This window comes from Stenotrophomonas sp. SRS1, assembly GCF_026130205.1.
In the GTDB taxonomy this organism is placed as follows: Bacteria; Pseudomonadota; Gammaproteobacteria; order Xanthomonadales; family Xanthomonadaceae; genus Stenotrophomonas; species Stenotrophomonas rhizophila_B.
The window spans coordinates 68,156-90,925 of the sequence record NZ_JAINFD010000005.1; the positions used below are offsets into that span (position 1 = coordinate 68,156).

Genomic DNA, 22,770 nt, shown 5'->3' on the forward strand with positions numbered 1-22,770 from the left:
GAGCTGATAACCGGTGGCGATAAGCCCCCCATTATCCTCCTAATGGGGAGATCCCGCAGGGGTCGACCCGCATCACAGCATCCCGCACGCGGCCATGGCCGGGAATCGCGGCCTCTGGCGCGATCTCGGCCAGGGGCAGCAACGCGAACGCACGTGCATGCAGATACGGGTGCGGCACCTGCAGCTGCGGCAGATCGATCACCTCTTCGCCATACAGCAGCACGTCCAGATCGAGTGCACGCGGCCCCCAGTGCACGGCCGGATCGCGTACGCGGCCGAAGCGGCGTTCGATCTCCAGCAGGGCCGCCAGCAGATCCGGTGCGGGCAACGCGGTCTCCAGCACGGCGGCGGCGTTGACGAACGCCGGCTGGTCTTCGTTGCCCCAGGCCGGCGTGCTGTACAGCTGCGAGCGCGCCCGCAGTGTGGTCTGCGGCAGGGCCGCCAGCGCCTGGAACGCCTCACGCAGGGTCTGCGCGGCGTCCCCCAGATTGGCGCCCAATCCAATACAGGCCAGGGTCACGGCTTACTCGCCTGCCACTCCACCCGGACGACGGCGGCGGCGGCGACGCTTGCGCGGTGCACCGTCTTCGCCCTCACCGTCGGCCTGGGCGGCATCCAGCGCCGAATCCAGCTCGGTGCCGGACTGCAGCTGGGCCTCGCGCCAGAACGCCACGTCGGCCTCATGCTCGCTGGAGGCGACCTGGCGCAGGACCAGGAAGTCGTAGGCGGCGCGGAAGCGCGGATGGGTCAGGGTCCGGATCACGCGCTTGCGCTGGCGCGAGCTGAAGCGGCCCTGCAGCAGCCAGATTTCCTGCATCGGCAGCGAGAAGCGGCGCGGCAGGGCGATCGTGCTCAACTGGTGCAGGGTCACGCGGTCCGCGGCGCGGCGCTGCGCCTCTTCCAGTGCGACGCCCTGCTTCTGCAGGCTGGCCAGGGCGCGGCAGAAGGCCGGCCACAGCAGCAGCGCGAACAGGAACGACGGCGACACCGGTTCATCATTGGCCACGCGCAGATCGGTGTTGTGCAGGCCTTCGATCACCATGCGGCGCAACGCGCCACTGCGGTTGCTGCGCAGGGCGGCGGCACTCTCGGGGAACATGACGTCGAGCAGGCCATACCGCTCCAGGCCCTCGAAGCTGGCCACGCCGTGCCCGGACAGGAACAGCTTGAGCACTTCCTCGAACAGGCGCGCCGGGGCGGCCTCAGCCAGCAGATTGGCCAGGCGCGGCAGCGGTTCGGCGGTCGCGTCTTCGATCTGGAAGCCCAGCTTGGCCGCCAGACGCACCGCGCGCAGCATGCGCACCGGGTCTTCGCGGTAGCGCTGCTCGGGCTCACCGATCAGCTTCATCAGGCGCGCCTGCACATCTTCAAAGCCACCGGTGTAATCGCGGACCGAGAAATCCTCGATCGCGTAGTACAGGGCGTTGCAGGTGAAGTCGCGGCGGATCGCGTCGTCTTCGATGCTGCCGTACACGTTGTCGCGCACGAGCATGCCGTTTTCCATCTCACGGTCGCCGCTGCCATCGTCGATGTTGGCGCGGAAGGTGGCGACCTCGATGATCTCGCGGCCGAACACCACGTGCGCCAGGCGGAAGCGGCGGCCGATCAGCCGGCAGTTGCGGAACAACTGCTTGACCTGCTCGGGCGTCGCATCGGTGGCGACGTCGAAATCCTTGGGGTGGCCGTTCACCAGCAGATCGCGGACGGCGCCGCCGACCAGGTAGCCGGCAAACCCGGAATCACGCAGCCGGTACAGAACGCGCAGGGCGTTGGGGCTGATGTCCTTGCGGGAGATGTTGTGCTGATCGCGCGGGATCACGCGCAGGCTGAACGGTGATGTAGCAGAGGAATTGATGTTGGCGCTTCCGGTTGAGTTTTCGGGATTGCCCAATGGCATCTAGGTCCATATACTAGCGCGCTGCGCAGTTCGCGACAAAGCATGCTCCCTTCGTCTAATGGTTAGGACGTGGCCCTCTCAAGGCTAAAACAGGGGTTCGAGTCCCCTAGGGAGCACCAGTCGCGGTGCAGAAAGTCAAAAACCCCGCCACGGCGGGGTTTTTTGCGTTCAGGGCCCAGAGCCTGCGGCGCCTGCCCTGCCCTGCCAGGCCCGGACCGGGGAGCGCACTCCCCGACCCGGCCCCTGCCCTGCGCGCGGGGCCGTCCGGAGCGGCTCAGCCCTCCATCTGCTCCAGTTCCTTGCCCTTGGTCTCCTTGACGAAGCGCAGCACGAAGAACACCGAGATCACCGCCGCCACCGTATAGATGCCGTAGGCGCCGGCCAGGCCGATGCTGCCCAGCAGGATCGGGAAGGACACGGTGATGGCGAAGTTGGAGGTCCACTGCGCCGCGCCGGCCACCGCCAGCCCCGAGCCGCGGATCTGGTTGGGGAACATCTCGCCCAGCATCACCCACATCACCGGGCCCCAGGACATGTTGAAGAAGATCACGTAGACGTTGGCCGCCACCAGCGCCAGCACGCCCATGTTGTCAGTGAGCTGAAGCTTCCCGGCGGCATCCAGCGAGCCACTGGCGAAGGCAATGGTGACCAGGGCCAGCGAGATCGCCATGCCGACCGAGCCGACCCACAGCAGCGGCTTGCGGCCGATGCGGTCGATCAGCACCACGGTGATCAGGCAGGCACCGATGCTCAGCGCGCCGGACAGCACGTTGATCAGCAGCGCGTCATTCTCCGAGAAGCCGACCGCCTGCCACAGCACCGCGCCGTAATAGAAGACGACGTTGATGCCGACCAGCTGCTGGAACACCGCCAGGCCGATGCCGATCCAGACGATCGGGCGCAGCTTGCCGGTGGTCTTGCTGATCAGATCCGAGAAGGTCGGGCGGTGCTGGTCCTGGGACAGCGAGCCTTCGATCTCGGTGATCTTGGCCTGCGCCTCGGCCGCGCCGTACAGACGGGTCAGCACCGCCAGGGCCTGGTCACGGCGCCCTTTGACCACCAGGAAGCGCGGGCTCTCCGGGATCACCAGCAGCAGGCCCAGGAACAGCAGCGAGGGAATGGCCTGCATCCAGAACATCCAGCGCCACGCCGCCTGCCCCAGCCACAGCTCCTGGGTGGAGGCACCGGCGGCCTTGGCCAGCAGGAAGTTGCTCAGGAAGGCGCAGAACAGGCCGCTGATGATCGCGATCTGCTGCACCGTGGCCAGCCGGCCGCGGTACCGGGCCGACGCCACCTCGGCGATGTAGGCCGGCGACATCACGCTGGCCGCACCGACCGCGAAGCCACCGATCACCCGGGCGATGATGAACACCGTGGAGCTGTGTGCCGCCCCTGCCCCCAGGGCGGAGAACAGGAACATCACCGCGGCGATGATCAGCACGCCGCGACGGCCGAGCCGGTCACCGAGGCGGCCGGCGAAGAACGCACCGATCGCACAGCCGAGCAGCATCGAGGCGACCTCGAAGCCGATCCCGGCCGAACTGGACTGGAACGTGTCCTTCAGGCCGTCGACGGTGCCGTTGATCACGCCACTGTCGAAGCCGAACAGGAAGCCACCGATGGTGGCCACGCAGCTGATCAGGACGATGAAGCCGGTGTTCTCGCCGCTGCCGGCGCGGGTACTGCTGAGCGAAGCACTGGACATGGGAACCCCTGGGTTGAAGGGAAGCTGCTGATCAGCGCAGCAGGTACTGGTTGATCAGGTTCTCATACCTTTCCTGGCGGCCGCTGCGCTGCTGCGGCTCGCCCTGGGCAAGGGCCAGGCTGCGCAGGGCCTCCAGGCTGCTGCGACCGGCGGCGAACTCGGCACCGGCGCCACTGCTGAAGCTGGCATAGCGGTCCTGGCGCCAGCCTTCCAGCGGCGAGCTCTCGATCAGGGCGTGGGCCACTTCCAGCCCGCGCGCGAACGCATCCATGCCGCCGATATGGGCCTCGAACAGGTCTTCCGGCGCGGACGACTCGCGGCGCACCTTGGCATCGAAGTTGAACCCGCCCGGGGCCAGGCCGCCCTGGCGCAGCACCACCAGCATCGCGCCGACCGTGTCGTACAGGTCGGTCGGGAACTGATCGGTGTCCCAGCCATTCTGCGGGTTGCCGCGGTTGGCATCGATGCTGCCGAGCAGGCCGGCATCGGAGGCCACCTGCAGGTCATGGGCAAAGGTGTGCCCGGACAGCGTGGCGTGGTTGGCCTCGATGTTGAGCTTGAAGTCCTTGTCCAGGCCATGCTCGCGCAGGAAGCCGACCACCGTGGCGCTGTCGAAATCGTACTGGTGGTTCATCGGCTCCATCGGTTTGGGCTCGATCAGGAAGTTGCCCTTGAAGCCGATGCTGCGCCCATGGTCGCGGGCCAGTGTGAGGAAGCGCGCCATGTTGTCCTTCTCGCGCTTCATGTCGGTGTTGTACAGGCAGGCATAGCCCTCGCGGCCGCCCCAGAACACGTAGTTCTCGCCGCCCAGGGCCACGGTGGCCTCGAGCGCGGCCTTGACCTGCACCGCGGCGCGGGCGACCACGGCGAAGTCCGGGTTGGTCGAGGCACCGTTCATGTAGCGCGGGTGCGAGAACAGGTTGGCGGTGCCCCACAGCAGCTTGACCCCGGTAGCCTTCTGGCGCTCGCCGGCGATGCCGACCATGTGCTGCAGGTTGGCCTCGTACTCGGCGATGTCGTCGGCGTCCGGCGCCAGATCGATGTCATGGAAGCAGTAATACGGCACGCCCAGCTTGGTGATGAACTCGAACGCGGCATCGGCCTTGGCCTCGGCACGCGCCAGCGGCGTGTTGCCGGCATCCCACGGGTACACCCGGGTGCCCGGGCCGAACGGATCGTGGCCGGTCGCGCAGAAGCTGTGCCAGTAAGCCACGGCGAAGCGCAGGTGCTCGGCCATGGTCTTGCCGCCGACGCGCTTGTCCGCGTCATAGACCTTGTAGGCCAGCGGATTGTCCGAGTCGCGTCCCTCGAACGGGATGCGGCCGATGCCGGGGAAGTATTCCTTTGCGCCGATGTAAACGGAGGTGCTCATTGCTCGGATCCTTGCGGTGGTGACGGGTCGGTACGCAGCAGCGGACCAACCTCGGATAGATGGTGGAGGAAACGCCGGTACTGTTCTGCGTAGCGCGGCACAGTGCGGGGATCGGGTGTGGCCGACAGCGCGTCGTCGAAGCGCACGTGCGCATCGACCGTCGCCGCCAGGCTCGGTTCGCCGCCCTGCCCGCGCTGCGCCGCCCAAAGCGCCTGCAGGGCCGCGCCGAAGGCCGCGCCTTCGGCCTGGGTGGGCACCTTGACCGGCAGATCGAAGACGTCGGCGATCAATTGCCGCCACGCGGCACTGTTGCTTCCGCCGCCGGTAAGCAACACGGTGTCGAACGACAGGCCGGCACTGGTGAAGGCGTCGTAGCCGTTGCGCAGGCTGTACGTGGCGCCTTCCATCGCGGCCCGATAGAAGTGCGCCGGGGTGGTGTTGTGCAGGTCCATGCCGTGCAGGCAGGCACGCGCGTCGGGCAGGTCCGGGGTCCGTTCGCCATTGAAGTACGGCAGCATCACCAGGCCGCCCGCGCCTGGCTCGGTCTGCGCCATCAGCGCCTCGCCACCGCCGCGCGGGATGTTGAACAGTGCGGCCATGCGCTCGGTGGCGACGGTGCAGTTCATCGTGCAGATCAGCGGCAGCCAGCCGCCACTGGAGGAACAGAACGCGGCCCAGCGGCCATCGTCGTCCACCACCGGGTGATCGGCATACGCGAACAGCGTGCCGGACGTACCCAGGCTCATGGTCAACCGCCCCGCGGCCACGTTGCCGGTGCCCAGCGCGGCCATCATGTTGTCGCCGCCGCCGGTGGAGACCTGTACGTCGGCCGGCAGGTCCAGCAGCGCGGCGATCCGCGGATGCAGCGTGAAGGTGGATTCCAGCGGCACCAGCGGCGGCAGCAGCGCGGACAGATCGCGCTCCGGGTCGATCGCCTGCAGCAGCTCGCGCGACCAGCAGCGGTTGCGCACGTCCAGCCAGCCGGTGCCGGAGGCATCACCGTACTCGGCGTAGCGCTGCCCGGTCAGCCAGAAGTTGATGTAGTCATGCGGCAGCAGGATGCCGTCCAGTTCTGCATACGCCTGCGCGCGATGGCGGCGCGTCCACGGCAGCTTGGAGGCGGTGTACCCGGCGAGGATGGGATTGCCGGCCAGCGCGATGCAGGCCGCGGCCCCCCCCACCGCGGCCATGATCGGCGCGCAGTCGGCCGCGGTGCTGGTATCGCACCACAGCTTCACCGGCGCGATCACCTCCCCGCGTGCGTTGATCGGCACGAAACCGTGCTGCTGACCGGAGACGCCGATCGCACGGATGCGGCCGCGCAGTGCCGGGTCCAGTTCTGCAAAGCAGGCGATGATGCCGTCGATCCACCACTGCGCCTCCTGCTCCCGGGTGCCATCGTCGTGGCTGACCAGCTGCATCGGCCGGGCGACCGTGGCGACCACTTCGCCGAGCGACGGGTCATAGGCCAGCAGCTTGACGCTTTGCGTCCCGACATCCAGCCCTACGTACAGACTCATTGCTTCACCAGTTGATTGCCGCGCAGGCCGATGCGCTGCTGGCCACCGGCGCGCAGCGCCACGGTCAGCGTGCTCTCGCCATGCACGAGTTGATAGGTGCCCCCGCGCTCACTGCGCAGCAGGGCCGAGTGCAGCTGGCCATCGCGCCATTGCAGATCCACGCCGGCGGCATTGCGTACGCGCAGGCCGCGCACCTCGCCGTCAGGCCACGCCGACGGCAACGCCGGCAAGAGGAAGATCGACCCGCCCCAGCTCTGCAGCAGCATCTCGGTGATACCGGCGGTGCCGCCGAAGTTGCCATCGATCTGGAACGGCGGATGTGCGTCGAACAGGTTCGGATACGTGCGCTCGGGCGAGAGCAGCATCTTCAGGATCTGCAGCGCATGCTCGCCATCGCCCAGCCGGGCCCACAGGTTCAGGCGCCAGCCGATACCCCAGCCGGTAGCTTCATCACCACGTATCTGCAGCGAGCGTTTGGCGGCTGCCGCCAGTGCGGGAGTATCGCGGAGGTTGATCTGGCTGGAGGGGTGCAGCGCATACAGATGCGAGACGTGCCGGTGATGCATTTCCGGTGCCTCCATGTCCCAGTCCTGCTGCCACTCCTGCAACTGCCCGGCCTTGCCGATCCGGTCCGGCGGCAGTTGCGCGCGCAGCGTCTTCAGCTGCGCGGCGAACGCGGTATCAACGCCGAGCGCCGCGCTGATCTGGATGCACTGTGCGAACAGATCGCGCAGCAGCTGCGAGTCCATCGCCGGCCCGGCGCAGACCGCCGCACCGAACGGATGCTGGTTCTCCGGCGAGATCGAGGGATTGGTGACCATCGCGCCGGTGGTCGGGTCGCGCTGCAGGGTGGCCACGAAAAACTCGGCCGCGCCCTTGAACAGCGGATGGATGCGGCGCAGATAGGCCGGATCGCGGCCATAGTCCCAGCGGTCCCACAGCTGCTGCAGGAGCCAGACGCCGCCCATCGGCCACAGGCTCCACTGGGCACCGTCGATCGGCCCGGCCTGCCGCCAGAGGTCGGTGTTGTTGTGTACCACCCAACCCGGCGCATCGTAGATCCGCCGCGCGGTGACCGCGCCGGTACGGGACAGATCGAACAGCATGTCTTCCAGCGGCTGCACGCATTCGTGCAGCGCATTGGCCTCGCTGGGCCAGTAGTTCATTTCGGTGTTGATGTTGATCGTGTACTTGCTCTCCCACGGCGGGGCCATGAGGTCGTTCCACACGCCCTGCAGGTTGGCCGGCTGCGAGCCGGGCCGCGAACTGCAGATCAACAGGTAGCGCCCGTACTGGTGATACAGCGCCGCCAGCGCCGGATCGTTGCCGCTGGCAAAATCCCGCACGCGTTGATCGGTGGGCAGCTGCGCGGCCGGCGTGCTGCCGAGATCGATCGACACACGACGGAACAGCGTCTGGTGCGCGGCCAGATGGCGCGCCAGCAGCGCCGGATAATCGTGGGCATCGGCCTGCGCCTGGTGCGCCGCGGTGAGCGCCTGCGGATCCCCACTGACATCATCGAAGCGGCGGAAGCTGGTGGCGGCCGTCAGCACCAGCACCAGCTCGTCGGCACCTTCCACATGCAGGCGATCACGCGCCACCCGCAGCGCGCCACCGTGCAGACGCGGCTGCACCCGCAGCGCGAAGCGGAGCTTGCCCTCGATACCGGCAAAGCCCGCGTTGCGCCCTTCAAACAGCAGCCCGTCCGCGTCCGCATGCACCGTCCCCTGCTGCGGGCTGTCCACGCCCAGCCGCAGCGAAATCCGCCCCGGCAGGTCGGCACTGAGCCGCACCACGATGCACTGGTCCGGTTCGGACACGAACACCTCGCGGCGGTGCCAGGCGCCGCCGCTGCGGAATTCAGTGGTCGCCACGGCCGTGTCCAGATCCAGCGACCGGCGATACCCGTCGATGTGATCGGCGCGGTCGAAATCCAGCAGCAGATCGGCCAGCGGCTGGTACGGCATCTGCTTGGCCGGCCGCGACAGCAGCTTGGCGTCGGCCAGTGCTTCGGCCTCGGCGTAGCGTCCGGCGAAGATCAGCGCGCGCACCTCCGGCAGCGCCGCGAGCGCGTCCGGACTGGTGGGGTCATACGGCCCCCCGGCATAAAGCGTGTCTTCGTTGAGGCCGATCCGTTCATGCGCAACCCCGCCCCAGACCATTGCGCCCAACCGGCCGTTGCCGGTCGGCAGGGCCTGCACCCATTCGGTGGCGGGCGCGCGGTACCAGAGCTGCGGGGCGTCCCCCGGCGCCGCAGCCGCGTCGCCCCGCCCTGCAGCCGCTGGCACCGCACCGGCCTGGGACGACCAGCCGGTGGCGGACAGGGTCAGCCCGGCCCCAAGTGCCTTGAACAGCCCGCGGCGGCTCAGCTCCACGGCATTCCCCTGCGCTGCATTGGCGTGCCTGTGCTGCCTGCTGCCACTTCAACGCCCTCCAAGGCGAAATGTCCACCGGTAGTCATCATCATCCTAGGCGATCAGCGCGCGGCTGCCATCTTGCGCTGCGGCACGACTACCGCCTTGCCGTCATAGCGCACGGTCTGATCGATGGCCGGGGCCAGCGCACCGGCGTCGGCACGCGGTCCCTCCACGAAGCGGACCTGGATCGTGCGCTGCGCCTGCATGCCCTTCCACTGACCTTCGCGCTTGCCGATGCGCAGTTCACGTGTGGCCTCGTTCCACTCCAGCGGGATGCGGCTGAACTGCCCCTTCTCATAGCCGTAGCTGCGGCCGTCGTCCTCGTACAGCGAGAACGTGCCGTCGGCACCGGTATAGACCACCACGGTCAGCGGCGCGTCCGGCTGTTCATCCACGTACTGCTGGACCGGGCCGATCGGCATGATCGCGCCGGCCCGCACGTACAACGGGATGCGTTCCAGCGGCGCGGCGGCATCGATGGTCTGGCCGCCCTGCAGGCGCTGGCCGGTGTAGTAATCCAGCCAGGTGGTGCCGGCCGGCAGATACACCTTGCGCGAGGTCGCGCCGAACGTGGTGACCGGGGCGACCAGCAGCGAGGGACCGAACAGGTACTGGTCGTTGATGTCACGGACCGCCGGATCGGACGGGAAGTCCATCGGCAGGCCGCGCATGATGCTGCCGTCGTGGTGCCAGGTGTCGGCGGCCAGGGTGTAGATGTAGGGCAGCAGCGTGTAACGCAGGCGGCTGTAGTACACCATGCTGTCGTAGTACGGCGTTCCTTCCGGCGCGATGTTCCAGATCTCGCGGAACGGGTACTGCCCATGCGAGCGGAACAGCGGTACGAACGCACCGAACTGGAACCAGCGGGTGTTGAGTTCGCGCCACTCCTGCAGGTGCGCCGGATCTTCTTCGGAATAGCGCTTCTCGGTGGAGAAGCCGCCGATGTCGAAGGTCCAGTTGGGCAGGCCGGACATGGCGGTATTCACGCCGGCCGAGATCTGCTCGAGCATGTCGTCCCACCGCGACACGATGTCGCCGCTCCACACCGCCACCGCATTGCGCTGCGTGCCGGCATAGCCTTTGCGCGAAAGGATGAAGACACGCTGGCCATCAGCCGCGCGATCCCCCTCGTACACGCCTTGTGTGTGCGGCAGCGGATAGGAATTGAAGAACTCGGTGGACGGGCCCAGTGCGGTCGGCGTGGTACGTGCCTTGCGCTCGCCGATATCCAGGTTGGAGTGCACATCCGGCTCGTCGGCGTCCATCCACCAGGCATCGAAGCCCTTGCTGTTCAACTTCTCGTTGATCTGGCGCCAGTAGATCTGCTGCGCTTTTGCCGCATAGGGATCGTAGAACGAGTTCTTGTAGCCCTTGCCGATCCAGTCCAGCTCGCCCACCTCGACGTTGCGCTGGTACATGAAGCCGGCCGCGTCCAGTTCCTTGTAGTTGGCCGTGGTCGGGTAGAACTTCGGCCACACCGAAATCATGACCTGCGCGTGCTGGTCATGAATGTGCTTGACCATGCCGTCCGGATCGGGGAAGTGGGTGGAATCGAAGTCGTGCGAGCCCCAGGCATCTTCGGGCCAGTACGACCAGTCCAGCACGATGTTGTCGATCGGCAGCTTGCGGCGGCGGTACTCGTCCAGCACGCCGAGCAGTTCATCCTGGCTCTTGTAACGCTCGCGGCTCTGCCAGAAACCGTAGGCCCACTTGGGCAGCATCACGGCCTTGCCGGTCAGTTCGCGATAGCCGGCGATCACCTCATCGGCATTGCCACCGGCGACCACGTAATAGTCCACCATCTGCCCGGCTTCGGACCACAGCGAGAGATCGGCGGCTTCGGCCTGCGGCAGCGGATCACGGTGCAGCAGCGCGATGTAGCTGGGGTCGATCAGGTCCCACTCGACCTTGATCTGGTGGCGGGTGCCGGGCGTGAGTTCCAGCGCGAATTCGTGATGCCACGGGTTCCAGTTCTGGCGCCAGCGGTCGATCACCAGCTTGCCGTCCACATACAGCTTGATGTACTCGCTGCCGTACAGGGAGAAGGTATGGCGACCGGCGGTCTTCGCCTCGATCGCACCTTCCCAGACCACCTGCGAGCGCCCCCCTTCAGCTCCGTTCTTGCCCTTGGCCGGAAACGCGGTGAGGTCCTTGATGTACTGGTAGTTCACCTCCGGCTCGCGGCGCTCGACGCGGGTCTTGCCATCGACGATGTAGCGGGCGGTCAAGGCGCCGGCCTTGCCCTTGGCATCGAACACCTGCAGCGAGGCCTGCAGCGGCTGCAGCCCGCGCGGGTCGCCCAGCCGGGTGATCGCGTTGTTGTCCCAGAGCAGACCGTAATTGCGGCTGGAGACGATGAACGGCACCGCCATGTCGATGTTGCCCTGGAGCAGCTCGACGTCGCGGCCCTTCTGGTTCATCCAGCCCTGCTGATGCTGACCGAACCCGTAGATCGCTTCATCGCCGGGCGACTGGAAGCGCTGGCGCACGCTGTAGTACGCCTTGCCCTCCACCGTGAGCGGGCTGAAGCTGCGGCCACCGGCGCGCTCGGCCAGCAGCGGCTTGCCTTGGGCGTCACGGAAGCTGACATGGCCATCGGCTTCGGAGATCTCTGCGCTGATGCCGGCCGCGACCAGCCGCACGTTGCCACCGCCCTGCTCCACCGTGAAGCGCGGCTTGCCCTGTACGGGGACGCGCATCAGGCTCGGGGTGCGCGTGAAGTCGCCGTCGGGGTCGGCGCTGACCCGCACGATGTTGTCGTCCACCAGTTCCAGCCGGACCTGGGCCGCGCCGGCCTGGGCCGGCACCACCACCACACCGTTGTCCAGCACGCGGTGGCTCTGGGCCATCGCCGGTGACGCCAGCAATGCCAGCAGCGGCACGCTCAGTACGCTCTTGTAACGCATTCAGTGCTCCCTTTTTACTCGTTGCTCGGGTGCGGACACCCCCGGTTCAATACGTCGCGAGCGTGACCTTGAGCAGCTGCGGCGCAGTGGTGAAGTTCAAGCCGTAGTCGGTCTGGTCGCCGTTCCAGTTGCGCTGGAACTGCCACTGGCCGTCCTTGTAGAACCCCTCTTCGACACGGTCGAGCACCATGTTCGCGGTGGCCTCTCCGGCCGGGTGCAGGGTGACCCGTGCGTGCTGGGCGGTGATCAGGAATTCGTCCGGGCCAAGCTCGGCGATCAGCGCGCTGCCGATCGGCTCGGGATTGCCCGGCGGCTGGCCCTGGAACCAGAACTGCGGCACGCCATAGGTGACGGTGGCGCGCCAGCGCGCGTTGAGCGGCACGTCCTGCACGGCCTGGCCGGCTTCTTCGGCCACGCCATGCAGCTTGCCTTCGGCCGAGGCCTTGGCGAACGGGCGCATGCCCAGGCTGACCAGCTGGAAGCCGGTGGCAAACGGCGCCAATGTTTCCTCGTCGACCTTTTTCGCGCCCAGCGGGTAGTTGCTGTAATGGCTGAAATCGATGCCGAACGTGGACCAGCCGATGCCGTCGTGCCCCAGGGTCGGGAACAGGTAGCGCGCATACGGCGGTGCGTTGCCGGTCTCGGCGACGAACAGCGCGTTGTCCGGCCGCGCATAGCGCTCCAGCACCGTGGTGTACATGCGGTACTCGGGCATGTAGATGTCCGGCGCCAGGAAATCGATGTGCGGACCTGCGGCCTTCCACACATCGAGCACGTTGTCGGTCGGGCCGCCACTGGCGTACTGGCCGGGCTGACCGGGATTGAACGGCCCGCGCAGCGCGCCGTTGACGTACATCGGCAGCGGATACACCGCCTTGCCCGCCTCGGTGACCTGATCGATGAAGCGCCCGATCGACCAGGCGTGGAAGAACTCATCGGCATCGGCGCCGAACACCTGTGCCCAGGTGCCGGGTGACTTGCCGAGTTTCTGCAGCAGTTCGGCCGGCACCGGGCCGTCGAACAGTTGCTGCGCCATCGGCGAGAAATCGCGCACGCTGCCGTAGGTGCCCGGCTCGTTCTCCGGCTGCACCATGATCACCGTCCGCTGGGGGTCAGCCGCTTTGAGGTGCTGCATGAAGGCAACGAACGCCTTGCGGTCCGCCTCCAGCGTGGCCGGCGCATGCGGCGACAGCGAGCCGATACTGCGCCCGTCGCGGGTCACCACCCGCGGGAAACGGGTGTTGTCGGTCTTCACCCAGCGCGGCGCGTAGGCCGGACCGTTGTTCTTCCAGGTCGCGAACCACAGCAGCACCAGCCGCACGTCATGCTCGCGTGCCTGCTGGAGCAGCGTATCGACGAAGGAAAAATCAAACGTGCCCTCCTCCGGCTCGATCTGCTCCCAGGCGATCGGCACCTGCACGGTGTTGGCGCCGATGATCTTCACCGCCGGCCACACCGCCTCCAGCGCGGCCGCGTAGTTGCTGGAGTTGTTGACCTGTGCGCCCAGCACCAGGAACGGCTCGCCATCCACCAACAGCGCGTGCCTGCCGTCCTTGCTGATGAACTGCGGGATCGGCGCCTGCCTGGCGGCGTCGGGCGTCCCCGGTTTGCCGGCCGCGGCCGTAGCCGGCGGCGTGGAGCCCTCGGCCGGTGTCGGTGCCGGTGCCTGCCCACACCCAGCCAGCAGGCAGAGCAAGGCGGCCGGCAGCAGCAGGCGGCGCGGGAACAGCGGAAGCGGGTATGTGGTCGGAGACATGCACGGGGTCCTTGTGGTCACCAGGTATCGCTGCGGAACGGCGAGGCCGGCAGCTGTTGCGAATTGATCAGGTCGGCGTCGGCCGGATTCTCGCGCCAGGCATAGCGCACGGCGACCGGCGTGGCGACCGCCTCGCTGTGGACGATCACGCGATCACCGTCGATCCGCGCCTTCGCCGGGTGGAAGCGCCGGTCGGCACCGGCCACGGTGAAGCCCTGCGGCTGCGTGCCACCGCCGCGTACCGCCAGCGTGCTGCCCATCAGGTCGAAGGTGATCACAGCCTGGCCGTGATCGAAGCGGACGGCACGCTGCACCGGACCGCTGTAGTCCAGCGTTTCGCCATACGCCGCGTGCCGGGCGGCCAGCGCCAGCCGTGCGCCGACATCGCGCTTGTTGCGCGGATGGATATCCGTCGCATTGCCCAGGTCGATGCTGACCGCCTGCGCGGTGTGCGGCAGCGACAGCGCCGCCGATTGCGATTCGCGCAGCACCGCCCATGGGCTCTGGTCTCCGTGATCGGCGCCCGCGCCGAAGCTGGCCAGCTGCACCCAGACAAACGGCAGCGCCGGTGCGCTCCAGTCCTGCCGCCACTGCTGGATCAAGGCCTTGAACTGGTCGCGGTAAGCGAACGCCCCGGTGTCGGTCGCATTGCTCTCGCCCTGGTACCAGATCACGCCCTTGATCGGGAACGGCGGCAGCGGATGGATCATGCGGTTGTACAGCAGCGTCGGGGTCTGGTTCTTGTCATCGTCCAGCGCGACCGTGACCGCGGCGGGGCGGAACCGCCAGCGCTGCAGCGGCAGCTGGCTGCCATCGGCCAGGCGGACGAACAGCTCGGCCGCCTCGCCGTGGATGCCGCCGCCACCGCCCAGGTCCTCGACCCGCACCGCGACCACGTTGCGACCGGCGTGCAGCTGGCCGGCCGCCAGCGGATACACCCGGGGCGTGTTCCAGGCCATGGTCGTCGCGCCGACCTGCACGCCATTGACGAAGGTGCGGTCCGAATCATCGATCCGCCCGACCCCGAGGCTGCCGGACTGCGCTGCCTGCGCGGCACTCAGGGTGAATTCGGCGCGGTACCAGCCGATACCGTCCATGCCGGCATAGCCGCCGGTTTCCCACAGGCCGGGAAGCGTGGCGGCCTCCCAGTCCTTGTCATCGAACGGCGCCGCCGACCACTGCGGCTGCTCATCGAACGTGGTCCAGTGGGCAAGGCGCTGCCGTACCTGCACCAGCGTGCGGGCATCGCGCTCACGCTGCGCCTGCATCCGCGTGGCCAACGTGGCGGCGTCGATGCCCTGGATCGCCGCCGGCATCCAGGCCTCGATGGCGCTGCCGCCCCAGCTGCTGTCGATGATGCCGATCGGCACCCCGGTGTGCTGCCGCAGCTCGCGCGCGAAGTAGTAGGCGACCGCGGAGAAGTTGCCCGCGTTGGCAGGGGTCGCCGGCAGCCAGTGGCCACCGGCCAGCGCCGTCTCCGGCTGCCCGGACCAGGATTTGGGAATCTTGAAATGCCGCAGCTGCGTGTCGTTCGCCGCGGCGATGGCCACCGCGGCGCCCTGCGTATCGTGCAGCGGCCACTCCATGTTGGATTGACCGCTGGCCAGCCAGACATCGCCGAACAGGACGTCGCGCACCTGCAGCGCGCGCCCGTCGCCCGCGATCTCCAGCTGGAACGGGCCGCCGGCCGCGTGCGGCGGTAACACGACGTTCCAGCTGCCGTCCGTACCGACCGTGGTACTGGCGCGCAGGCCGTCGATGCCGACCTGCAGGCGTGCGCCGGGCGTGGCAGTGCCCCACACCGGCAGCGGCTGGTCGCGCTGCAGCACCATGCCATCGGCAAACAACCGCGGCAGGACCGGCTCGGCCTGCACGGCCGCGGTGAACATCGACAGCGATACCGCCAGCGCACATGCTCGTTTCATTGTGGATCTCCATAGACGATGCCGCGTCCACCGGTCGCGAAGTAGACACGCCCGTGCAGGCGCGGATCACCGGTGACGCGTTGAATCTGACCGAACTGGTGCGCGGCGTCATCGATGCGCAGCCACCGGGCACCGCCGTCATCGGAACGGAACAGCCCCTGGATGCCATCGATGGTGCCGGCAATGAACACGCTGGCAACCTCACCACCGGGGGTGCCCTTGCCGACGCCAAGGCTGTGAACCACGTCCACACCCGCCACGCGTTGCAGCTCTCCTTTGCGCCAGCGCAGCAGCCCCTGCGGACCGGCACCGACATACACCAGCCCAGGCCGCCGCGGATCGGCGCGCAGCTCGGCCGTCAGCGCCGGGGCCGGCGCCAGGCGTACGTGGTCGGCCACGAACGAGGCACCCCCATCGTCGCTGCCCAGCAACGCGCCACTGGCGGCGTCGTACGCATACCAGTGCGCAGGCGTGCGGGTGTCCGCGATCACCACGGCACTGTCGGGCAGGCCGCGCACGGCGCGCCAGTGCCGGCCATGGTCATCGGTGTACCAATGGCGGCCGCGCAGCGTGTGCCACAGCACCCGGCCGCCATCGCTGGCGATGCGGATGCGGCCGGCGCCCTCGCCGTCCGGCGGTTCACTCACGAACGTCTGCCACGTGCGCCCGCCATCCTCCGACCAGGCTGCACGGACCTCGTTGTGCAGGCGATGCCGCACGGTGCCGCTACGCACCACGTGCGAGGGTGCCAGCGCCGCAGCGTCGATGCTCTCGCCGTTGGTCAGACGGGGGCCGGCGTACTGCAACGGCGACACCGCCAGGTCATCGTGGCGGAAGCCATCAATGTCGCCCAGTGCGCTGAGCAGGTGCGCGCCCTGCATCGGGCTGACCAGATCCAACGGCACCGTTTCCTCCAGCCCATCATTCTGGAACCACCACTGCACCGGCTGGCCATCGTCGGCGGCGCGGATATCGCGGCTCGCCCAGAGTCCGTAACCAGTGACGAACAGCACCCGGCGCGGGTCGAACGGATCGATCTGCACATCGGCGATCCAGTGCGGGGAGGCGTGCGCGGTCCAGGGCGCGTTGTCGTGTTCGAACCTCGCCCCTGCGATGACCGGCGCCCAGCTGCGGCCACCATCGGTACTGCGGAAGATATCGTCGTGCGGGCCGAAGCGATTGAAGGTGCTGGCCATCACCACGTCCGGATTGCCGGCCTCCACGCTGACGCCGCCCCAGCCGAAACCATCGCCCTGGATGTCACTGGACTGTGGGACCGGCGTGATGTCCTGCCAGCGCCCCTGCGCGGGATCGAACCGCCACAGCGCGCCGTTGCCCATGCTGTCCGGGCCCGGCAGATCCGCATAGGCGATATACAGGCGTCCGTCACTGCCCTGCGCCATGCGGGTGGGGCGCAGGCCACGCGGCTGCCCGGGCAGTGGCTGCCAGGTCTGTCCCGCATCGTCAGAGCGGTACAGCGCGGGGCCGGTCGTGGTCGACACACCGGCATGGATCACCGGCGTGGCATGTCCGGCACGGCCGCTGCGCGCATCGAACTGCACGAATACGATGCCGATCTGCTGCGTGCCGTTCCATGCCGGCGCACTGGCCTGCGCACTGCGCGCGATCGCCGGGAAGCTCGTCACTTCCCGCCAGTGGGCGCCATGGTCGTCGCTGCGCCACAGGCCGTTGCTGCGCGTGCCCAGCAGCAGGATGCGGCCTTGATGCGGATCCACCGCCAACCGTTCGCCATTGCCGCGCGAAAGCTCGTTGCCACCGAGCTTGAACGGAAGATCGGTGCGGGTGAAGGTGGTCCCGCGGTCGGACGAGCGCAGGATCGCGCCGTTGCCGACGCGAGGAGTGGTATAGGTGCCCGCGGCCAGATAGACGCGCTGCGGGTCGCTGGCGTCCACGGCCAGGCTTTCGATGCCGGTGAGGTTGGCATCGTCGCGGCCGAGCCAGTCGGTCAACGCGTTCCAGCGGCCGGTGGTCTGGTCCCACCGGTAGGCACCGCCGACATCGGTGCGTGCGTAAAGCAGGTTCGGCTCGGTCGGATGGAACACCAGCCCGGTCACGAAGCCACCGCCACCGATGGCCACGTTCTGCCACTGGTAGGGGGCTGCCGCGGCGAGGAGCGGAAACACGGCCAGCAACACCACGAGCCACCCTGCCCGGCAGCGGCCAGGATGGGCCGATGCACGCAACGTCCAGATCAGGCAATCGGCGGGGGTCATGCACGGGCCTCCCGGTGGAGCGGCGTGCGGCATCGCGGCCGCACGCCTGGAGCAGGAACTGCGGCCCTGCCCGCTTCGTGGTGGAGAGGAAGATCCACGAAGCAGGAAGGCCGACAGACGATCACGCGCGTTACAGGCTCGCGCGCAGGGTGATGCCGTAGCGACGGTCGTTGATCACGAAATCGCGGTAGCGCGTGGTGTAGCCCAGGTAGCTCTCGTTGCGGGTATCGAGCAGGTTCATGCCATCCAGCGACACCGACCACACGTCGTTGATGTTGAACCGCAGCGAGGCATCCAGCTGGCCGAAGCCCTTGTTGTAGACCGGCAGGTTGCCGGTCCCGTTGCCGGCGGTGGTGATCAGCCAGTCGCTGCGCCAGTTGTAGGCCACACGCGCCTGGAACCGCGGCACTTCGTAGCTGAGGATGACGTTGTAGCTGTTCTTGGACAGCCCCTCCAGCGGCACCACCAGCTGGCTGCCGTTGGTATCGGTGGCGTTCGGGCTGGGCGCCTTGGAATCGACGTAGGTGTAGTTGGTCTGCAGGCCGAAATGGCTCATCCAACCCGGCAGGAAGTCGAAGAACTGGGTGTAGCCCACTTCCACGCCCTTGATCTTGCCGTCATCGCCATTGACCGGGCGGGTGATCTCCCAGTTCTCGCCGGCGTACACCTCGTTGAACACGGCGTTGGCGATGAAGCCGTCAACCTTCTTGTAGAACGCGGTGCCGTACATCATCGAGCCCTGGCCGAAGTACCATTCCAGCGAGGTGTCGAACTGGGTGGCTTCCATCGGCTTGAGGTTGGGGTTGCCCGCCGAACCGGTCCGCCGGGTCACACCGCCACCGGCATCGGCCGCGCTCAGGCTCAGGTTCGGGTTGAGCTTGTCGAAGCCCGGGCGCGAGATGCCCTTGGACGCGGCGAAGCGCAGCTGCAGCTGATCGGTGAACATCCAACGCAGATTGAGGCTGGGCAGCACGTCGGTATAGGACTGCGCCACATTCACCGGCAGCAGGCCGCCACCTTCGATGTCGGTGCCGGTGCGCACGCCGTCGGAGGTGACCTCGGTGCGCACCACGCGCACGCCGACGTTGCCATCGAACGGAACACCCCAATCGTCCGCGCCGAAGCGCAGCACGCCATACGCTGCGTAGGTCTTCTCGCGCTGGTTGTTGATGTTGTTCGGCGAGAATTCCAGCGGATCGGCGCCGAACGCCGCCAGGGTCTGCTCGTAGTTCTCCACCGCCGCGTCGGCCGCACTCAGGGTGGGGCCGAAGGTATAGCTCTTGCCGCGGAAGAAGTCGGTGATCGGGTTCGGCACCAGGCCCACGTTCGGGAAGTCGGCGAACGGCGCACCGAGCCACATGAAGCGCCAAACGTTGCCCTGGTTCTCGGCCTTGCGATCGGTGTAACGCACGCCGGCCTTGAAGCTGCGGGCGAAGCCATCGTCGAACGCCAGATCCATGTCCGAACGCCAGGCGAACTCGGTGCCCTTGTTGTCGTCCTTGTTGTCCAGATGGAATTTCCAGCCGACGTAGTTGGCCGGATCGGTCAGATACCCCTGGTTGCCTGCGGCATCGGTCACGGCCAGGTACGGCAGGTCGCCACTCAGGTCGATCGTGTAGAAGGGCGTGGCATTCATGCCGGTGCCCACGATGTAGCGCGTGCCCTTGGTGGTGGCATCCACATACTGGAAATCAGTGCTCAAGGTCAGGTTCGGGGTCACCGTCCACTTGGCCCCCAACGAGTAGTCGGTGGTGATCGACTTGCGCTGGGTCAGGCTGGTGTTGGAATCGGCCGGGGTGTTCTGGAACACGCCGCTGACCAGTTCGTTGCGGTCGTTGACCACGATGTCGCGCGCGCCCTGCATGGCGTCGCCGCCGCTGTAGGCGAAGAACGAGTAATCCTGCCAGCGGAAATCGTAGTCCGAGCGCAGCACCTGCGCCTGCACTTCGATGTCGTCGCGCGGGCGCCACTGCAGCGCCACCGCACCGGTGCGGCGCTTGCGCTCACCCACGGTGGTATTGATGCCGGCGCCGTGCGGCACGAACACCTCAGTGCCTTCAAAACCGGGCAGATCGGTCTGCGAATACCACGGCTCCAGCGAAATCGTGTCCTGGCGGAATGGGCTGGTCTGCTGCGAGTAGTTCACCAGCAGGCCCACCTCGCCGATACCGGTCTGCCAGCGGTCGCTGAACATGCCCGAGAAGGCCGGCTTGCTGTCATCGGCCAGATCGTAGTGGTTGTACTGCAGGCTGCCGGCGATCTTGCGGCCGTCATAGTCGAACGGCAGGCGCGTACGCAGATCGACGGTGCCGCCGAGGCCACCTTCGATCATCTCCGCCGAGGGATTCTTGTACACGTTGACGCCACCGAGCAGTTCGGCCGACACGTCTTCGAAGCTCAGCCCGCGGCCGTCATTGGCGGTGAAGATGTCACGCCCATTGAGCTCGGTGCGCACCTGGGTCAGGCCACGGATGGCGATGGTGCTGCCTTCGCCGTAGTTGCGCGTGATCTGGATACCGGAGATGCGCTGCAGCGCTTCGGCGACGTTGTTGTCGGGCAGTTTGCCGATGTCCTCAGCCACGATCGAATCGACGATCTGCTCGGCATTCTGTTTGATCTGCTGGGCACGGGTCACGCTGCTGCGGGTACCCGTCACCTGGACGGTGTCCAGCTGGGTCGCGGCATTCGTGTCCTGGATATCGCTCTGCTGGGCCATCACCTGCCCGGCGACCAGCATCGAAACACAGACCGCCAGCGCACGGCGGCGCAACGCGGTGGGGGTACGTGCAGGCACGGATGCGCCTGTCGCCCCACGGCAACAACGTACTGACATGATGTTTCCCTCCCAGGACACATGTGCTGACGGTGGACGACGCCGTTCGGCGCCGCCTGTAACAATCAGGTTGTAAGGTCATGCCCACCACCGGGATGCCGGGGCGGGGTACAACGCGGCCGGTCGTTTCCGGTCGGCTGGCGGGCAGCTTAGGCAGCGGCAGCCATTCCATGCCAATAAAATATTGGGCAGGATGTATTCCTTCGGAGAATACCATTCACGCCACCCATACCAGCCGTGGCCCGGCCCGCTTCAGCCGCTGCCGCGCAGCCCCGGATACAGCCAGCGCGCGGTCGTTCGAAGGGCCAGCAGCATGCGCTCGGCGGCCGGCGGCAACACGTGGCCGCGCCGGTAGATGATCCCGAACGACTCCATGCGCACGCCCACATCGATCGGCAGCACGGTCAGCAGCTTGGCCTGGATGTAGGGCGCCACCGATTCCACCGGCAACGCGGCCAGCAGATCGCTGCCGCGCAGCAGGCTGGTCATCACCGGCAGCGAGCTGGTCTCGATGATGTTCTGCGGAATCGGCAGGCCCTGCTCCAGGAACAGCGCATCCAGCCGCGCGCGCAGCACGCTGTCAGCCGGCGGCAGGATCCAGCCATGCCGGGCCAGATCGGCGTAGTGCAGGTCGTCACGACTGGCCAGCGGATGGCCGGCACGGGCGATCACCGAATGCGGCTCGTCCGCCAGCGCTTCGAAGGTGAGGTCCGCAGCGCCCTCGGGTCCCAGGATGCGGCCGATCACCAGATCCAGCTGGCCATCCAGCAGTCGCGCCACCAGCGGCCGGCTGTAGTCCATCTCGACCCGGATCAGGATGTCCGGAAACTCGCGCTTCACCTCGGCGATCGCCTGCGGCACCAGGTTGGTGCCCGGGTTGACCACGGTACCGATCGAGACCTGCCCCATATGCCCGCTGCGCAGCGCGGCGATTTCTTCGGTCGCCCGGCCGATCTCCGACATTGCCGAGCGCGCGCGCCGGATCAGCACCTGCCCGTACCAGGTCGGCTCCACGCCGCGGGCGTGCCGCTCGAACAGCTTCACCCCGAGCATGTCCTCCATCTCCGCCAGCAATTTGGAGGCAGCCGGCTGGGTCATGGCGGCGGCTTCGGCGGCACGCAGCACCGAGCCGTGTTCGTGCAGGTGCAACAACAACATCAAATGCCGGGTCTTGAGCCGGGAGGCATTTGTCCAAGGGCCAGGTGCGGTCGTCATCACACATCCGTTCTGCGTTGATCGCCGCATTGAATCACGGTATTCGCCGGGGGAATAGATATCCCGAAAAATTTCATTTGATAAGAATACCTTCGCACGCAACCCTGACCGTATGGCTGCGCCGCCCCGGCTGCCAGCCCGCCAGCGCCCCCCGCGCCCGCCGATTTCTGGAGCCTGCTTTGTCCGCATCCGCTTTGTCGTACCGTCTGCCGTTGGCTCCGTCCCTGGACACACTGTTCGATGAGTAAACGACTGCAGGACAAGATCGCGCTGGTCACCGGCGCGGCCAGCGGCATCGGCGCGGCCACCGCCGCACTGTTCGCCGAGCATGGCGCCCGGGTGATCGGGCTGGATCTGAACCCGGCGCGTGCGCCTGACGTGCGGATCGACCACCGCCTGGCCGACATCACCGATGCCGAGGCGATTCGCACGCTCGTGGAAACGGTACGCGCCGAGCATGGCCGCGTGGATGTGCTGGTCAACAACGCCGGCGCCGATGTCTTCGCCGACCCGCTGCAGCTGGAAGACGCGCAGTGGGAACGCTGCCTGGATCTCAACCTCAAGGGTGCCTGGAACCTGTGCCGGGCGGTGCTGCCGGCGATGCTGGCGCAGCAGGCCGGTTCCATCGTCAACATCGCCTCGGTGCATGGCCACCGGATCATCCCGCATGCCTTCCCCTACCCGGTCGCCAAGCACGGCCTGATCGGGCTGAGCAAAGCACTCGGCATCGAGTACGCGGCGCAAGGCATCCGGGTCAACTCGATTTCACCTGGGCTGATCCTGGTACCCCGCATCGAGGCCTGGTTCGCCAACAGCGCCGATCCGGCCGCCACGCGCCACGCGCAGGAGCAGCTGCTGCCCTGCAAGCGCATCGGTGAGCCCAGCGAAGTGGCGCACACCGCGCTGTTCCTGGCCAGCGACGAAGCCCGCTTCATCAATGCCACCGACATCCTGATCGACGGTGGCCGTTCCCAGCTTTACCACGAGTAA

The 22,770-nt window shown here is 67.4% G+C and carries 12 protein-coding genes, 1 tRNA gene and 1 pseudogene; 2 read left to right on the plus strand and 12 right to left on the minus strand.

The genetic code is table 11. The features are described 5' to 3' along the window. Positions 1 to 31 precede the first annotated feature (31 nt). Positions 32 to 520: a 2-amino-4-hydroxy-6-hydroxymethyldihydropteridine diphosphokinase gene (gene folK / locus K4043_RS17325; RefSeq protein ID WP_123728948.1), complete on the minus strand. Its 489-nt coding sequence runs from the start codon at positions 518 to 520 to the stop codon at positions 32 to 34. Between the two features lie 3 nt (positions 521 to 523). After that, entirely contained in the window at positions 524 to 1,891 is a 1,368-nt protein-coding gene (gene pcnB / locus K4043_RS17330) for a polynucleotide adenylyltransferase PcnB (RefSeq protein WP_123728947.1), read from the minus strand. A 50-nt stretch (positions 1,892 to 1,941) separates the two neighbouring features. Here pcnB and K4043_RS17335 point away from each other — a divergent pair. Continuing rightward, a tRNA-Glu gene (locus tag K4043_RS17335) sits at positions 1,942 to 2,016 on the plus strand. Positions 2,017 to 2,171: 155 nt separating this feature from the next. Here the strand turns inward: K4043_RS17335 and K4043_RS17340 are convergent. The 10 genes and pseudogenes from K4043_RS17340 to K4043_RS17385 form a co-directional block, all read right to left on the minus strand. Further along, positions 2,172 to 3,602, minus strand: coding sequence for a sugar porter family MFS transporter (locus tag K4043_RS17340; RefSeq protein WP_123728946.1), 1,431 nt, complete (start codon positions 3,600 to 3,602; stop codon positions 2,172 to 2,174). Positions 3,603 to 3,633: 31 nt separating this feature from the next. Continuing rightward, positions 3,634 to 4,974 (minus strand): xylose isomerase, encoded by a 1,341-nt coding sequence (gene xylA / locus K4043_RS17345; RefSeq protein WP_123728945.1) that lies wholly within the window; start codon positions 4,972 to 4,974, stop codon positions 3,634 to 3,636. After that, a complete protein-coding gene (xylB, locus tag K4043_RS17350) occupies positions 4,971 to 6,494 on the minus strand; it encodes a xylulokinase (RefSeq protein ID WP_265310063.1) in 1,524 nt (507 codons plus the stop codon). The genes xylA and xylB overlap by 4 nt, the downstream gene beginning before the upstream one ends. After that, the gene (locus K4043_RS17355) at positions 6,491 to 8,869 is read right to left on the minus strand and encodes a glycoside hydrolase family 95 protein (RefSeq protein ID WP_265310064.1); all 2,379 of its coding nucleotides are present in this window, start codon (positions 8,867 to 8,869) and stop codon (positions 6,491 to 6,493) included. Before K4043_RS17355 ends, xylB begins: the two co-directional genes overlap by 4 nt. Before the next feature lie 101 nt (positions 8,870 to 8,970). After that, positions 8,971 to 11,817, minus strand: coding sequence for a TIM-barrel domain-containing protein (locus tag K4043_RS17360; RefSeq protein ID WP_265310065.1), 2,847 nt, complete (start codon positions 11,815 to 11,817; stop codon positions 8,971 to 8,973). 46 nt (positions 11,818 to 11,863) lie between these two features. Next, positions 11,864 to 13,468, minus strand: a pseudogene (locus K4043_RS17365) (DUF5597 domain-containing protein); the annotation flags it as partial. Positions 13,469 to 13,590: 122 nt separating this feature from the next. Next, entirely contained in the window at positions 13,591 to 15,498 is a 1,908-nt protein-coding gene (locus K4043_RS17370) for a sialate O-acetylesterase (protein WP_265310066.1), read from the minus strand. Next, a complete protein-coding gene (locus K4043_RS17375; protein WP_265310067.1) occupies positions 15,495 to 17,732 on the minus strand; it encodes an exo-alpha-sialidase in 2,238 nt (745 codons plus the stop codon). The genes K4043_RS17370 and K4043_RS17375 overlap by 4 nt, the downstream gene beginning before the upstream one ends. 130 nt (positions 17,733 to 17,862) lie before the next feature. Beyond that, on the minus strand, positions 17,863 to 20,469 hold the full coding sequence (locus K4043_RS17380) for a TonB-dependent receptor (protein ID WP_265310172.1): 2,607 nt from the start codon (positions 20,467 to 20,469) through the stop codon (positions 17,863 to 17,865). Positions 20,470 to 20,817: 348 nt separating this feature from the next. Further along, positions 20,818 to 21,780 (minus strand): LysR substrate-binding domain-containing protein, encoded by a 963-nt coding sequence (locus tag K4043_RS17385; RefSeq protein WP_259260318.1) that lies wholly within the window; start codon positions 21,778 to 21,780, stop codon positions 20,818 to 20,820. Positions 21,781 to 22,020: 240 nt separating this feature from the next. On the opposite strand from K4043_RS17385, the gene K4043_RS17390 reads away from it, so the two are divergent. Continuing rightward, positions 22,021 to 22,770, plus strand: a complete 750-nt coding sequence (locus tag K4043_RS17390) for an SDR family oxidoreductase (RefSeq protein ID WP_265310068.1) — start codon at positions 22,021 to 22,023, stop codon at positions 22,768 to 22,770.

Coding starts and splice junctions, on each gene's coding strand:
- xylB (WP_265310063.1), bottom strand. CDS start 6,494: ATGAGTCTGTACGTAGGGCTGGATGTCGGGACGCAAAGCGTCAAGCTG.
- K4043_RS17380 (WP_265310172.1), bottom strand. CDS start 20,469: ATGCTGGTCGCCGGGCAGGTGATGGCCCAGCAGAGCGATATCCAGGAC.
- K4043_RS17385 (WP_259260318.1), bottom strand. CDS start 21,780: ATGACGACCGCACCTGGCCCTTGGACAAATGCCTCCCGGCTCAAGACC.
- K4043_RS17370 (WP_265310066.1), bottom strand. CDS start 15,498: ATGAAACGAGCATGTGCGCTGGCGGTATCGCTGTCGATGTTCACCGCG.
- K4043_RS17390 (WP_265310068.1), top strand. CDS start 22,021: ATGAGTAAACGACTGCAGGACAAGATCGCGCTGGTCACCGGCGCGGCC.
- xylA (WP_123728945.1), bottom strand. CDS start 4,974: ATGAGCACCTCCGTTTACATCGGCGCAAAGGAATACTTCCCCGGCATC.
- K4043_RS17360 (WP_265310065.1), bottom strand. CDS start 11,817: ATGCGTTACAAGAGCGTACTGAGCGTGCCGCTGCTGGCATTGCTGGCG.
- K4043_RS17375 (WP_265310067.1), bottom strand. CDS start 17,732: ATGACCCCCGCCGATTGCCTGATCTGGACGTTGCGTGCATCGGCCCAT.
- K4043_RS17340 (WP_123728946.1), bottom strand. CDS start 3,602: ATGTCCAGTGCTTCGCTCAGCAGTACCCGCGCCGGCAGCGGCGAGAAC.